The sequence below is a fragment of the Weissella confusa genome, assembly GCF_004766315.1.
In the GTDB taxonomy this organism is placed as follows: Bacteria; Bacillota; Bacilli; order Lactobacillales; family Lactobacillaceae; genus Weissella; species Weissella confusa_A.
In genome coordinates this window covers 1-14,072 of record NZ_PVSN01000079.1, presented here as the reverse complement: position 1 = coordinate 14,072, position 14,072 = coordinate 1, and the positions used below count along the sequence as shown (strand labels likewise).

At 44.6% G+C, this 14,072-nt stretch carries 9 protein-coding genes and 1 pseudogene; 9 read left to right on the top strand and 1 reads right to left on the bottom strand.

Translation table 11 applies throughout. The features are described 5' to 3' along the window. The first annotated feature begins 195 nt into the window (after positions 1 to 195). The 8 genes and pseudogenes from C6P11_RS10405 to cbpA all read left to right on the top strand — a co-directional run bounded on the left by C6P11_RS10405 (position 196) and on the right by cbpA (position 10,414). A complete protein-coding gene (locus C6P11_RS10405) occupies positions 196 to 1,416 on the top strand; it encodes an ROK family protein (RefSeq protein ID WP_135520904.1) in 1,221 nt (406 codons plus the stop codon). A gap of 260 nt (positions 1,417 to 1,676) precedes the next feature. Further along, positions 1,677 to 3,065, top strand: a pseudogene (gene xylA / locus C6P11_RS10400) (xylose isomerase). A 271-nt stretch (positions 3,066 to 3,336) separates the two neighbouring features. Continuing rightward, positions 3,337 to 4,845: a xylulokinase gene (gene xylB / locus C6P11_RS10395; protein ID WP_135520902.1), complete on the top strand. Its 1,509-nt coding sequence runs from the start codon at positions 3,337 to 3,339 to the stop codon at positions 4,843 to 4,845. A 170-nt stretch (positions 4,846 to 5,015) separates the two neighbouring features. After that, on the top strand, positions 5,016 to 5,510 hold the full coding sequence (locus C6P11_RS10390) for a LysM peptidoglycan-binding domain-containing protein (RefSeq protein WP_167849570.1): 495 nt from the start codon (positions 5,016 to 5,018) through the stop codon (positions 5,508 to 5,510). A gap of 126 nt (positions 5,511 to 5,636) precedes the next feature. After that, a complete protein-coding gene (locus tag C6P11_RS10385) occupies positions 5,637 to 7,019 on the top strand; it encodes an MFS transporter (RefSeq protein ID WP_135520898.1) in 1,383 nt (460 codons plus the stop codon). A gap of 125 nt (positions 7,020 to 7,144) precedes the next feature. Next, positions 7,145 to 8,479, top strand: coding sequence for a PTS sugar transporter subunit IIC (locus C6P11_RS10380; RefSeq protein WP_135520896.1), 1,335 nt, complete (start codon positions 7,145 to 7,147; stop codon positions 8,477 to 8,479). A gap of 3 nt (positions 8,480 to 8,482) precedes the next feature. Continuing rightward, complete coding sequence (locus tag C6P11_RS10375) at positions 8,483 to 9,580, top strand: DUF871 domain-containing protein (RefSeq protein ID WP_135520894.1); 1,098 nt, start codon at positions 8,483 to 8,485, stop codon at positions 9,578 to 9,580. Between the two features lie 189 nt (positions 9,581 to 9,769). Next, positions 9,770 to 10,414: a cyclic di-AMP binding protein CbpA gene (gene cbpA, locus C6P11_RS10370; RefSeq protein ID WP_003610072.1), complete on the top strand. Its 645-nt coding sequence runs from the start codon at positions 9,770 to 9,772 to the stop codon at positions 10,412 to 10,414. A gap of 48 nt (positions 10,415 to 10,462) precedes the next feature. Here the strand turns inward: cbpA and C6P11_RS10365 are convergent, their stop codons facing one another. After that, positions 10,463 to 11,065 (bottom strand): TetR/AcrR family transcriptional regulator, encoded by a 603-nt coding sequence (locus C6P11_RS10365; RefSeq protein WP_135520892.1) that lies wholly within the window; start codon positions 11,063 to 11,065, stop codon positions 10,463 to 10,465. Positions 11,066 to 11,196: 131 nt separating this feature from the next. Between C6P11_RS10365 and C6P11_RS10360 the strand changes: the two genes are divergently transcribed. Continuing rightward, complete coding sequence (locus tag C6P11_RS10360) at positions 11,197 to 13,863, top strand: YhgE/Pip family protein (RefSeq protein WP_135520890.1); 2,667 nt, start codon at positions 11,197 to 11,199, stop codon at positions 13,861 to 13,863. Positions 13,864 to 14,072 lie beyond the last annotated feature (209 nt).

Below are 14,072 nucleotides of genomic sequence, written 5' to 3'. Positions count from 1 at the left end.
CTGTTCTACCTACAAAAACACCGAGAAATGACGCCTTTTTAAGCTGAAATCCGGGTTTTGAAAAATTTTCGGAGTCCGGCACCTCTCGGTGCCGAAAAAACCTGTCCATAATCTTGACATCAGCGCCCTATATGGTATAAATAGGTTTTATCTTGAATTACTCAAAGTGGGTTTTAAGTTGCAGAAGGAGAAAGAATGGTTTCGAAAGTAGACCAAGATGCGATGCGCGACACGAACCGTAAACTGATGTTGCAAGCATTATTTAATGCCCAGCAAACATCACGTAGCGAAATTGCAGAACAGATTGCTTTACATAAATCGACCGTCACGACAATTTATCGTGATGTCGAAGCAGATGGTTATATAGAAGAATTAGGTGAAGGAACCGTTTCGAAAGCTGGTGGACGCAAGCCAAAGTTGATTCGCTTCAATCGTCACTATGGCTACATTGTTTCATTTGACCTAGGACGTAATCACCTACGTTACCTGGTAGCCCGTATTACGGGTGAAGTTATTTCACGTGGACAAATGACGGTATTTGGCATGCGTTATGCTGATTACAAGCGTGCGATGCTTTCTTATGTTGCGCAGCTAGGTGATATGCAAACGGATCATGGCTTAATCGGAATTGGTGTTGCCATTCACGGTGTTGTCGAGGATAACAAGGTGCGCTATACGCCGTTCCATACTGAATTGGTAAATGAAGACTTGGCCAAGGATTTGGAAGAGGCACTTCATGTACCAGTTATCCTGGAAAACGATGCCAACTTGGCAGCCGTTTACTTGCGTGATTATCGTGATTATGATGCGGATGAAACGTTCCAGAACTTTACGGTTGTGAACATTCACAACGGTATTGGTGCCGGAATTGTTCAAAATGGACGCTTGTTCCGCGGGTTACATGGTGAAGCGGGAGAAATTGGACGCCAAGTTGTCTTAAACAATGATCAACTTGCTAAGGGTGAGTTTGATAGCACGATTCATATTGAAGATTTGTATGCTGAAGATGCGATGCTTAGTCGCTTAGGATCATTAAAAGGACAAGAAGAAATTACCCGTGAAGATTTTCTTTCTCTATACATGGGTGGCGATGCAGATGCAAAAGCCTTGATTGACGAATGGGTTCATGCAATCTGTCGTACGATTTACAATTTGGCACAGTACGCAGCACCGGAAGCAGTGTTCGTTCATTCGCGCTTTATTGCTGGTACGCCAGAGTTGCTTGATTACCTATTAGAAACATATCGCAAGATCGAACCCGAGTCGGCGACGCCACTGTACTTTGCTAAGAAGTCAGTTAACCGTGCAACGCTTTCTGGTGGTGTTGCCTTGGTAACGCGTACTTTGCTTGATATGATGGGCTACGAGTTGAACTTCGCACTAGAAGAAGACGCAGCCGAGTCTAATTGGTTGTAAAAATTGCACAAATACGCTAATGAAAGCGCATTCAAAAATTAGAGTTTTTATAATTTTAAACGCCTAAACGCCTATGTTTAGGCGTTTTTGTTATGTTTTTGAACGAATTGCGAAATTAATCACATACAAACGCTTGCATTCTGTGAATAGGTACCCTATAATAAATCTCTTAAGTTAGTTAATTGCTTAAACCAACTAACCAAAGCCAACCGGCTTTGATGATTAAAACAGATGATTTAAGAATTTTGGAGGATGACATAATGTCAGAATTGTTCGACTTTCCTAAGGTAGAATTTATCGGCGGAGCAAAGGGATTGAACTTTGAAGCATCAAAGGGATACAACTTCTACAACCCAGAAGAGGTTTTCACTATCAACGGTGAGACTAAGACGATGAAGGACTGGATGAAGTTCTCAGTTGCTTACTGGCACACGATGGACCAAAACGCATGGTTGACCCATTTGGTGAAGGTACTGCCGAGCGTCCATGGGACGTTAACGGTGTTGACGACATGACTGACTTGGACCACGCAATCGCTAAGGTTGACTACATGTTCGAGTTCATGGACAAGTTGGGTGTTGAATACTTCGCATTCCACGATCGTGACTTGGCTCCTGAAGGTAACACTTTGGCAGAGACGAACGCTAACTTGGACGCCGTTGTTGACCGCATCGAAGAAAAGATGAAGGAAACTGGCAAGAAGTTGTTGTGGAACACTTCATCATTGTTCACTAACAAGCGTTTCATGGCTGGTGGAGCTACTACGCCATTTGCTGACGTATTTGCTTACGCAGCAGCACAAGTTAAGCACTCATTGGAAATCGCTAAGCGTTTGAACTCAGAATCATACGTATTCTGGGGTGGTCGTGAAGGTTACGAGTCATTGTTGAACACTGACACGAAGCGTGAGTTGGACCACATCGCTAAGTTCTTCAAGTTGGCTAAGTTGTACGCTAACGAAATTGGCTACACTGGTCAATTCTTGTTGGAGCCTAAGCCAAAGGAGCCAACTGGCTCACCAATACGACACTGACGTACAAACTACTATCGCCTTCTTGAAGACGTACGGTTTGGAAAACGACTTCAAGTTGAACTTGGAAGGTAACCACGCTTACTTGGCTGGTCACACTTACGAGCACGAAGCACGTTTTGCACGTGAAGCTGGTATGTTGGGTTCATTGGACGCCAACATGGGTGACAAGCAAACTGGTTGGGACATCGACGAATTCCCTAACGACATCTACGAAGCTACTTTGGTTATGTACGAGTTCATCAAGAACGGTGGATTGCCAACTGGTGGTTTGAACTTTGACTCAAAGGTTCGCCGTGCTTCATTCAAGATGGATGACTTGTTCTACGCACACATGGCCGGTATGGACGTTTACGCTGCTGGATTCCGTGTTGCTATGAAGATGATCGAAGACAACTTCTTGGAGAACATCTACAAGGAGCGTTACTCATCATTCGACTCAGGTATCGGTGCTGACTTCGAAAACGACAAGGCTTCATTCGCTGACTTCGAAGCTTACATCTTGAACAAGACGAACGACGAGATCTTCTCAACGATCCAATCAGGACGTTTGGAAGCTATCAAGGCTACGTTGAACAACTACATCTACTCAGTTTTGGGTTCAACTTTCTCAAAGTAATCCCAACCGAATAGGTTCCTGGTAAGAAAAGGCTTATGCTAATGCAGAATTAGCACCGCCATGTCGACTCCTTTTGAAATAATGGTCGATGTAGCATCTCTCAATCTCAAAAAATCTCAAAAATAATCTCAACAGAAGCGATGTGAGTGCCTATCTCACACTCACATTGCAACAAACATAACAGTAGGGCCAATCCCTACGGCGACGAGGGCTGGGCCATTAAATTAGCCCAGCCCTCGTTGTATACATAACAAAGAAAGAGGACATAAACATGAGCGAAGTCGTATTGGGTGTTGACCTAGGAACGTCATCAGTTAAGATCTCAGCTGTTGATCGTCAAGGAAACATCGTTGCACAACAATCATATGATTACCCACTATCACAACCAAAGCCAGGATACAGCGAGCAAAACCCAGAAGATTGGGTTAACGGTACGACTGTAGCCATCGTACGTTTGATTTTGGATGACGGCATCAAGCCTGAAGACATTGCTGGTATTTCATACTCAGGTCAAATGCACGGTTTGGTTTTGTTGGATGACAACAACCAAGTTTTGCGTCCAGCAATCTTGTGGAACGATACTCGTACTACGCCACAAACTAAGGAAATCGCTGAGAAGATGGGTCAAGAATTCATCGACATCACGCGTAACAAGGCTTTGGAAGGATTTACTTTGCCAAAGATCTTGTGGGTTAAGGAAAACGAGCCAGAAATCTTCTCACAAGCTTCTTCATTCGTAACGCCTAAGGATTACGTGCGTTACCGTATGACTGGTAAGTTGGCTATGGAAATTTCTGACGCCGCTGGTACGGTTGCAATGGACGTTGCTAACCGCACTTGGTCAAAGGAAGTTCAAGAAGCCTTTGGTTTGAAGCCAGAATTCTTCCCTGAGATTATCGAAGGACCAGAATTTGCTGGAACTATCTCACCAAAGTACGCTGCCTTCTCAGGTTTGACGACTGAGACTAAGGTATTTGGTGGTGCAGCCGACAACGCTGCTGGTGCCATCGGATCTGCAATCTTGCAACCTAACATGGTGATGTCATCAATCGGTACGTCAGGTGTTGTTTTGAAGTACGAAGACAACGCAGATGCTGACTACAAGGGTAAGGTTCACTTCTTCAACCACGCTATCCCTGGCAAGTTCTACTCAATGGGTGTTACTTTGGCCGCTGGATACGCTTTGTCATGGTTCAAGAAGACGTTTGCTGCTGATGAAGACTTCACGGCAATGGTTGAATCAGCTGGTAAGTCAACGGTTGGTGCTAACGGTTTGTTGTTCACGCCATACTTGGTAGGCGAGCGTACACCATACGCTGACGGTGACATCCGTGCTTCATGGACTGGTATCGACGGAACGCACAAGAAGTCTGACTTCGTTCGTTCAGTTTTGGAAGGAATTATCTTCTCATTCAAGGACATCTTTGATATCTACGAAGAAGCTGGTACTGACTTCGATACTGTTGTTGCCATCGGTGGTGGTGCTAAGTCACCATTGTGGTTGCAAATCCAAGCTGACATCTTCAACAAGAAGGTTGTTTCATTGAAGAACGAGCAAGGACCTGGAATGGGTACTGCAATCTTGGCCGCTACTGGTTTGGGTTGGTTCGACACTGTTCAAGACGCTGCTGCTGCATGGAACTCATTTGACAAGGAATACTTGCCAGATGCAGATCGCGCTGCACGTTACGCAGAAATCCACGCTATCTACAAGCAAGTTTACGGCGCAACTGCTGAAATCTCACACGAGTTGTTGGCATTCCGTCGTTCAGCTAAGTAATTAAAATAGAAAGGGAAGATACAGTGATGTATCGTCCCTTTTTTGCTGGTCGTTCACAAAAACGCCACACTGTTTAAAAAAACATTGTTGCAAACGGTGGAAGATGTTTTTTGCAGAGATTAAGCGATAATCTGAGATTAATAATTAAGTACAGTAAGGAAATGAACACCATGGAAACAAAGCAACCGCAACAATACAAGTTTTGGCTACTCGTTATTTTGGGATATATTGTTTTGTTTGTTATTGGCTTCTATTCACCAATTGTTTTGGATCGTGTGAGTGGTGGTTCACATAACGAAACAACGAAGACAGCCACAACGAGTTCAGAGAGTTCTATCGATGAAGCAGGCACAACACCCAACGACTCTGTTGATACGGCAGATGAGGAAGTTGCGTCTGAGTCTGAATCAACCGTAGCCGCGGATTATGCCGAAACGGCAAGTGAACCAGCTGCAACAAGTGAGGCAGAAGCATCAAGTGAAGCTGAGCCAGCGTCTGAGAGTTCATCAACGAGTGCTGCAACGCAATTGACGGTGCCTCAAGGAACGACGGCTTATTCAATTGCTAAGCAACACGGCCTAACAGTGGCTGAGTTGCAACAAATGAACCCATCAATTAATATGGATGCCCTACAAGCTGGCCAAACAATTGTCGTTAGCCACTAAGAACTATTGCTCGGAGCCTTGTGCTTCGGGCTTTTTTGGTGACATTGAAACTTAAGGAAAGTTTTACTTACGAAGAATTTATTTTTGTGCTTCAATAGTACAAGTGTTCAAAAAAGGAGTGAGAAAATGACAGAAAAAGTTTCACCACGAGTCGTTTGGTCGATTGTTGCGACCGCGATTCTAGGGTTTGTCGGTATTTTGACGGAAACGTCAATGAACGTGACGTTCCCAGATTTGATTAAGCAATTTAATGTTCCAATGGGAACAGTGCAATGGCTAACAACCGCCTATTTGTTGATTGTGGCTTTGATGATGACGACATCAGCTTATCTAAAGGCGGTGATGAGTCCACGCAAGATTTTTATTTGGGGTATGATTTCATTTGTTATCGGTGATATTATTTCCATCTTTGCCCCAAGTTTCTGGCCGTTGTTGATTGGTCGACTCATCATGGCGGTTGGAACCGGAATTGCGTTGCCATTGGTCTTTAACGTAATCTTGATGAGTATTCCGCCAATGCAACTCGGTAAGTACATGGGCTTCGGTGGCTTGATTTTGTCGCTAGCGCCCGCACTTGGCCCAGTCTACGGTGGTTTGGTGACCTATTGGCTTGGTTGGCGTGCCATCTTTGTGATTGTGTTGCCAATTATGTTGATTAGTTTGGTGATGGGATGGCGCACGTTGCCAAGTGAACACCAAGCTGAAGCTGCTAGTTTTGATTGGTGGCAATTCATTGTTTTGGGCGTGTCATTGACGACGGCTTTGTTGGCACTTGGCGAATTGGAGTCTGGTAAGATTTCAGCCACGATTATTGTATTGGCAGTGATTGCGATTGTCGCAATGGTGCTCTTCATTCGGATTGCTGGTAAGTCAACGAAGAAGTTGTTGAACTTGTCAGTGTTCAAGAGTAAGGGAATGGTCTTTGCGTTGCTAATTTACGCAACGTCACAAGCAATTAACTTGGCTGTGAACTTCGCAATTCCGCAATATACGCAATTGACGCTGGGTGCAACGACAATGGTTGCTGGTGCAGTATTGATGCCAGGATCATTGTTAGGATCAATCTCATCACCAATGTACGGAGCGTTTTATGATCGCGCTGGTGCGACGAAGCCATTGACGATTGGTTCAATTAGTTTCTTTGTTGTCATGGTTATCTTTTCAATCATGGCACCATCAATTACATCAATTGGTTTGACGGTCATGTACGCGTTGTTCACATTGGGTCGTAACTTAGCGTTCAACACGTCAATGACGGCGGGTGTCGCTGAAGTCCCACGTGAGGTATCTGGTGACGTCAACGCCATTTTTAACACAATCCAGCAATTTGCTGGTGCAGTCGGAACGGCGATTGCAGCGTTGTTTATTAAGACAACCAGCGCAACGCCGGCAGCGATTGCTCATCAAACCGCCACTGGCTTGGGCCGCTTGTTCTGGTTCAGCACGGTATTTGCCGGTTTGAGTTTGATTTGGCTCTTTGGTTTCACAAAGACAAAGACAGGAAAATAGTTTTTCAAGACAGCTAGCCATTTGGTTAGCTGTCTTTTTATGTCGATACATATTCACAATTTATTCCTTTTGTATCCGTTTTCATTCGATAAAATGGGCGCATAAAGGAAAAGGGGGATGTCACCATGAAGAAAGTGACAGAGTTGCTGGAACGTTATTTGATGCCAATTGGTTCGAAATTGGCTGCCAATAAGGCATTGAATGCCGTTCGTGATGGAATTGCGTATGCGATGCCATTGGTTATTGTGGGGTCTTTGACGATGTTGATTGCCAACGGGTTCTCAATTGATTCGTTCAAGACTTGGTTAATCGATAACGGAACGTTTGACTGGTTGGTTAAGATTACCAATGGAACGTTCGGTTTGATGGGATTGGTAGCGGTATTTGGTATTGCTTACCGTTATGCACAAGAATTGAAGGTTGATGGCGTATCAGCAGGTATTATTGCCTTGTCTGGTTACGTTATCTCAACGCCAACGATTATGGCTAAGGCTGGGGAAGGTTTCCCGCTGACGTACATGGGAGCGGCAGGATTGTTTGCCTCAATCTTGATCGCTTTGGTATCAACGAGCATCTTCGCTTGGTTTATGAAGAAGGATATTCGTATTAAGATGCCTGATGGCGTGCCACCTGCTGTTGCGAACTCATTTGCAGCCTTGATTCCAGGAGCGGTTATCGTATTGCTTTGGGGTGCTATCTACGCTGGTTTGGCTGCGACGCCAATGGCATCAATCCACGGAATCTTGCAATTGGTATTGGGTGGTCCATTGTCAGCCTTTGGTGGTTCATTGGCCGGTGCGATTGTTGTTTCAATCGTGACGTCATTGTTCTGGTTCATCGGTGTGCACGGTGGTAACGTTACCGGTGCCATCATGTCACCAATCTGGCTAGGGTTGATGGCCGAAAATGCTAAGGTTTACTCACAAAACGCGGACGCAACGATGCCACACATCGTAACGCAACCATTTATGGATTTGTTCGTTTACCTTGGTGGTGGTGGTGCAACAATTGGTTTGGTTGCAGCTATGATTTTGACGGCTAAGAGTAAGGCATTTAAGACGTTGGCTAAGTTGATCACGCCACCTGGTTTGTTCAACATTAACGAGCCAACGATGTTCGGAACACCAGTTGTTTTGAATGTTTACTTGTTGATTCCATTTATTTTCGTACCAGTTATCAATGCCATCATCGCATATGTTACGATGGCAACAGGGATTGTTCACGCAACGGTTGGTGTTGTGATTCCTTGGACGATGCCACCAATCATTTCTGGATTCTTGGCGACTGGTTCACACGTCTCAGGTGCGGTTTTGCAAATTGTTTTGTTCGTACTTGATACGTTGCTATACATCCCATTCTTCAAGTTGGTTGACCGTCAACGTCAAGTACTTGAAGGGCAACAAGTTGCAGACGAAACGCCAGAAGAAGTGGCGTTTCAAGAGAAGGTAACGGAGGCCTAGCCAATGGGGGAATTAGGTATTTCAGTGTATCCATCACGTGCGAGCGTGGCGGATAACATTGCGTACATCGAAAAGGCGGCCAGCTACGGCTATACCCGCATTTTCACATCATTGTTAGAGTTGACGCCAGATATGACGGATTTGTTGGATCAATACAAGCAAGTCATCATGCGCGGAAACGAATTGGGGATGAAGACAATTTTGGACATCAATCCGGAATTGTTCGAGCAACTAGGAACAAGCTACACGGATTTACGCCTATTCTCTGAAATGGGTGCTTGGGGACTTCGCTTGGATTTAGGTTTCACGGGTGCTGAAGAAGCGCAAATGACGCATAATCCATACGGGTTGAAGATTGAGTTGAACATGTCACGTGGGCAACACTACATCGATTTGATTATGGATTTCGGTGTTAACCGCGATAACTTGATTGGTTCACACAATTTTTACCCACAACGCTTTACGGGATTAGGACGTGACTACTTTGCAGAAACGTCTTTGCAATACCGTCGCTATGGATTGCGTACAGCAGCGTTTGTTAACGCGCCAAGTGGTTCATTTGGCCCATGGCCAGTGAGTGATGGTTTGGTATCAATGGAAGATCACCGTAACTTGCCAATCGCAACGCAAGTGCAAGAATTGCGCTTCAACGGACTGGTAGATGACGTGTTGATTGCCGATGCGTTTGCGGATGATGCTGATTTACAAGCCGCAGCAGATGCGTTCAACCGTACGATGGTTGGGCTACGTGTTGTGGAGGAACCTTTGGTATCTAAGGTTTCAAAGCAAGTGTTGTATGACCAACCACAAATGTATCGTGGTGATCGTTCAGACTATGTGTTACGTTCAACGCAAACCCGCGTGAAGTACAAGGCTGAAGATTTCCCAGCGTTTAACACAGTTGATGTTACGCGTGGGGATGTCATTATCGACAACAATGACTATGGACAATACAAGGGTGAGTTGCAGATTGCGCTACGCGATTTGCCAAACGACGGCCGCATCAACGTGGTCGGTCATATCCATCCCGAGGACATGGCTTTGTTATCATTGATTCAACCATGGCACGGGTTCACATTGGAGCCTGCTGAAAAGTTGTAATAGATAGGAAGACAGTACCGTTTTGGTGCTGTCTTTTTTAGTTGGTGGTGTGTGGCTACTAACTTCCAGTTCAAAGGTGATTCTCATTATTTTAGAAGAATTCGTGATACTTTCCACAAAAAGGTGCGGTAGTACTGTAATCGTGTTATTATAATTAGATTAGAAACTAGAAAGTGGGAGTCGGCACAAATGCTAGCAACTTTAATTAAGTCCCGTGACGTATTGACGACGGTCAGCGAAAATGCGACGTTGCAAGATGCCTTGGACATCTTTAATAACTCAAATTTCCGTGCAATTCCAATCTTGGATGAGAGTGGTCAATTGTTCCGCGGTGCGATCTATAAGATGCACATCTACCGACACCAAGTTGATGGCGGAGATATGAATCTGCCGGTGACAACTTACATGCGTAACATGACGAAGTTCGTTGGCGTTGAAGCGACGTTCTTTGAGATGTTCTTTACGCTTCGTGATTTGCCATTCATCTCTGTTTTGGATAAGGACAATCATTTCATGGGGATTATGACGCACAGTCGTATGATGAAGTTGATGTCTGATTCATGGCAAACGGACGATGGGCGCTACACATTGACGCTTGTGACGGATGGTGAACGCGGTAGCTTGGAAAAGGCTGCTAAGATTATTACGCGTTATACGCAAATTTCATCATCAATGACGTTGAATCCTGATAACAACCCACGTACGGTACGTATCTTGTTTACGTTGCCTGACTCAGTTAATGAAGGAACGTTGTCAAAGATTATCAAGGTGCTATCACGCAAGGGGTTCCACTTGGAGTCGTTGGAAGACCTATCAAAATCAAATTATATGTAAAACAAAAGACCAGCCAATTACGGCTGGTCTTTTGTTTTAGATTAGATATTAGTTGAATGTAATTAGTTCGTGAGGGGCCATGAAACGACTCTTCATCAAGATTTCAGCCAACTCTTCGGGTGACTCAGGCTCATCCTTATCAAGCCAGTGACGCACGATGTTCAAAATGCTGTTTAGGGCGATTTCCTTGGTGTAATCGATAGGTAGTTCGCTTGAAAAACGACCATGATTTTGCGTTAACTGGCGGGTGAATAGGTGATCGACCAACTCTTTAATGCGGTTGAAGAATTGGGGATGGCCATTCGATGAGAGCAGTGCGCGCATCGTTTCGCGTTCTTGATTAACATACCCAAGCGCTTGGTTAAACACTTTATAAGGCGCACCTGAGAAATCTTCAGGGGTGTGGTTAGAAAGTGGCTCAGCCAAGTTGGCTGTCAAAGCAGCAGCGATATTATCAATCAATTCATCTTCGATTTTAGTTAGCAGTTCAAACTTGTCGGTGTAGTGGACATAGAAGGTGCCACGGCTCACGCCAGCTTCGCGCGTGATGTCTGAAACAGTTAAACTGTTAAAGCCTTTTTCATTAATCAAATGAATAAAAGCTTCTTTAATGAGTTGCTGTGTTTGCGCATTTCGTTCTGCCTGTTTCATGTTCCCCTCCAACTTATTGAACACACTGTTCAAAACTGTGTATTGTACTCACCTTTTATAAGACTTAATATAATACAAGTAAATTATTTATTCAACAGGTTGTTCAATAATGTAAAAGGGAGGTAGCCACTGTGTTTAAAGCAGAATGGGAATATTTGAAGAAGCACAAGTTCTTCATGTTGGTTATCGTCGTATTGTTCTTCGTACCATCGATATACGCGGTAACCTTTTTGAGCTCATTATGGGATCCTTATGGCCAGGTGAAGAATTTGCCAGTCGCGATTGTTAATAAGGATAAGTCAGTCAATTATGAAGGACAGAAGCTTGCAGTTGGTGATGACCTTGAAAAGGAGCTACGCAAGTCGAAGGCAATGGATTTCCATTTCCCTTCAGAAGAAGAAGCTAAGGCCGGCTTGAAGGATGGCAAGTACTACACAGTCATCACGATTCCAAGCGACTTTTCTAAGGACGCCACGACGCTCTTGGACAAAGAGCCAAAGCAAATGAAGCTTGATTATGAGACGAGTTCAGGTCACAGTTTCATCGCCGGTAAGTTGTCAGAATCAGGGGCTAAGGAAATTAGCCAGAATGTATCAGAGCAAGTCACGAAGACTTACGCTAAGACGATTTTTGCTGAGATGAAGAAGGTCGGCAAGGGGATGGGCACGGCCGCTGATGCCAACAAGCAATTGGCTGATGGGACAACCCAAATCAAGTCAGGTTCTGATCAATTGACGAGTGGGTTGCAGACGTTATCTGCAAGTACGTTGCAATTTAACGATGGTGCCCAAACGTTGACACAAGGTTTATCACAATACGTTGACGGTGTCGCACAAGCTGATTCAGGTAGCCGGCAATTAACAGCTGGACTTAGCCAATTGAATGGCCAAGTACCTGCTTTGGTTGGTGGTGTTAGCCAATTGGCAAACGGTAGCAATCAAGTGACGGCCGGGCTAGGTCAATTGAATAGTCAAGTACCAGCCTTGACTGGCGGTGTTAATCAATTATCAAACGGAAGCAACCTATTGGCAAACGGAAGTAATCAATTGGTGGCGGGTAGTAATACGTTAACATCAGGTGTGCAACAATACACGGCTGGCGTCAACCAAGCAGCATCTGGCAGTGAGCAAATTGCCAACGGTGTGGATCAGTTGCACCAACAATTGAAGAATCAAGATTTTGAAGGCAAGATTACAACGTTGCAAACGCAAGTGGCAATGCTACAAGATATCGCTAAGGATATGCCTTCGAATGGACAACTCCAAGCACAGTTGCAGACTGCTCAAACGCACTTGGATAATTTGAACAAGGCGAGTGCAGATGATGCCGCAGCAATGCCAGCAAATGTTGATAAGGCATTTGCTGATGCTGGTGTACAGGTAACGCCAGAGCAAAAGGCAAAGATTGCTGCATCATTGACTGCAGACGTTAATAACAGTGAAACGTCTAAGCAAATTGAGCCAATTGTTAAGGATATTGCGGCCCTTTCAGCACAAATTAATGCGTTTAATAATGCACATGGAAGTCAAATCACGCAACTGGCTGAGGCAGCCAATAACACGGATTTGAACGATGTGAACACGCAACTTGAGCAAATGAAGGCGTTGCCAGGTGCGATTAATACCCTAGACGAAAAGACGCATGAGTTGTCAGCAGGTTTGAACCAATTGGCTGGTAAGTCAACTGATTTGCAAAATGGCTCAACGCAAGTGAGCGATGGTTTGAACACACTGAATGGTAAGTTGAACGAGTTGAACGGCGGTTTGGACACATTAAAGGGTAAGACCGGCACGCTATCAAGCGGTGTTAGTGCGTTGACGAATGGCTCAACGCAAGTGAGCGATGGTCTAAACACGTTGAACGGCAAGACTGGTGACCTATCAAACGGAGCTAGCCAATTGTTGGCCGGTTCAAGTCAATTAACGACCGGTTTGGATACACTAAACATCAAGCGCAGTGAGTTGAACAGTGGATCTGGTCAATTGGCCGATGGCGCTCGTCAACTTAATGGTGGTGCTAACCAATTGACGACAGGTGCTGAGCAATTGAGCCCAGCGTTGGCAAAGGTGCAAGCTGGTAACCAAACGTTGGCTGATAAGATGGGTTCAGCAGCTAAGCAAGTTAACGACACCAAGGCAACCAATAAGACATTTAAGCAAATTGCGGTTCCTGCAACGGCAAAGCAAACCGAAAAGGATCATGTTGCTAACAACGGAACTGGTATGGTGCCATACATGTTCTCAGTTGCCATGTTCGTTGGTATGATGGCATTGAACTTGATGCTTGATATGATTTCACCACGCACTAAGATTAGTTCTTTGGCTGCTTGGATGGGATCAAAGATGGTCATGTTGTTCGGTATCGCCGTTATGGCGGCAACTGTTTTGTATGGCTTGAGTATTAGTATTTTGGGACTGGATCCAATTCACCCATTACAAACATATGGCTTTATGATACTTATCTCATTGATGGATGCTGCGTTGGTAACAGCTATCTACATGTGGTTCGATAAGGCTGGTGCGTTTGCTGCCATGGTTCTATTGGTCTTCCAATTGAGTGGTTCAGCTGGAACGTATCCAATCCAATTGTCTAACGCCTTCTTTGAGTGGTTGCACCCATACTTGCCAATGACTTATACGGTTGATGGTTTGCGTGAGACAATCATGATTGGTGGCTCAGCAATGCCACAAGTTGAAGTGCTATTTAGCATTTTTGTCGTATCAATTATTGCGATGGTGATTTACTATGTTAGCCACCGTCATCACTACAGCATGATGCAAGATATTGCCGAGGCATAAAGCGAGATATAAAAAATCTTACGAATTAAATACTTTGAGAAACGCCCACTCAGCAACCTAGCTGAGTGGGCGTTTTTGTGTGGGTGAATTGTCAATTCAACCGGAACACTTGAGATAAATAATATTCTTTAGCCGATCTCCAGCCGAAAAGCTTTCGAGGTCGGCTATTAATTTGCTCAACCATTTGTTCAATGTATTCGTCTGAATAA

What these genes read in the sequence shown, in the direction of transcription:
- C6P11_RS10405 (WP_135520904.1), top strand. Translation starts at nt 196, where the DNA reads ATGGTTTCGAAAGTAGACCAAGATGCGATGCGCGACACGAACCGTAAA.
- xylB (WP_135520902.1), top strand. Translation starts at nt 3,337, where the DNA reads ATGAGCGAAGTCGTATTGGGTGTTGACCTAGGAACGTCATCAGTTAAG.
- C6P11_RS10375 (WP_135520894.1), top strand. Translation starts at nt 8,483, where the DNA reads ATGGGGGAATTAGGTATTTCAGTGTATCCATCACGTGCGAGCGTGGCG.
- cbpA (WP_003610072.1), top strand. Translation starts at nt 9,770, where the DNA reads ATGCTAGCAACTTTAATTAAGTCCCGTGACGTATTGACGACGGTCAGC.
- C6P11_RS10380 (WP_135520896.1), top strand. Translation starts at nt 7,145, where the DNA reads ATGAAGAAAGTGACAGAGTTGCTGGAACGTTATTTGATGCCAATTGGT.
- C6P11_RS10385 (WP_135520898.1), top strand. Translation starts at nt 5,637, where the DNA reads ATGACAGAAAAAGTTTCACCACGAGTCGTTTGGTCGATTGTTGCGACC.
- C6P11_RS10365 (WP_135520892.1), bottom strand. Translation starts at nt 11,065, where the DNA reads ATGAAACAGGCAGAACGAAATGCGCAAACACAGCAACTCATTAAAGAA.
- C6P11_RS10390 (WP_167849570.1), top strand. Translation starts at nt 5,016, where the DNA reads ATGGAAACAAAGCAACCGCAACAATACAAGTTTTGGCTACTCGTTATT.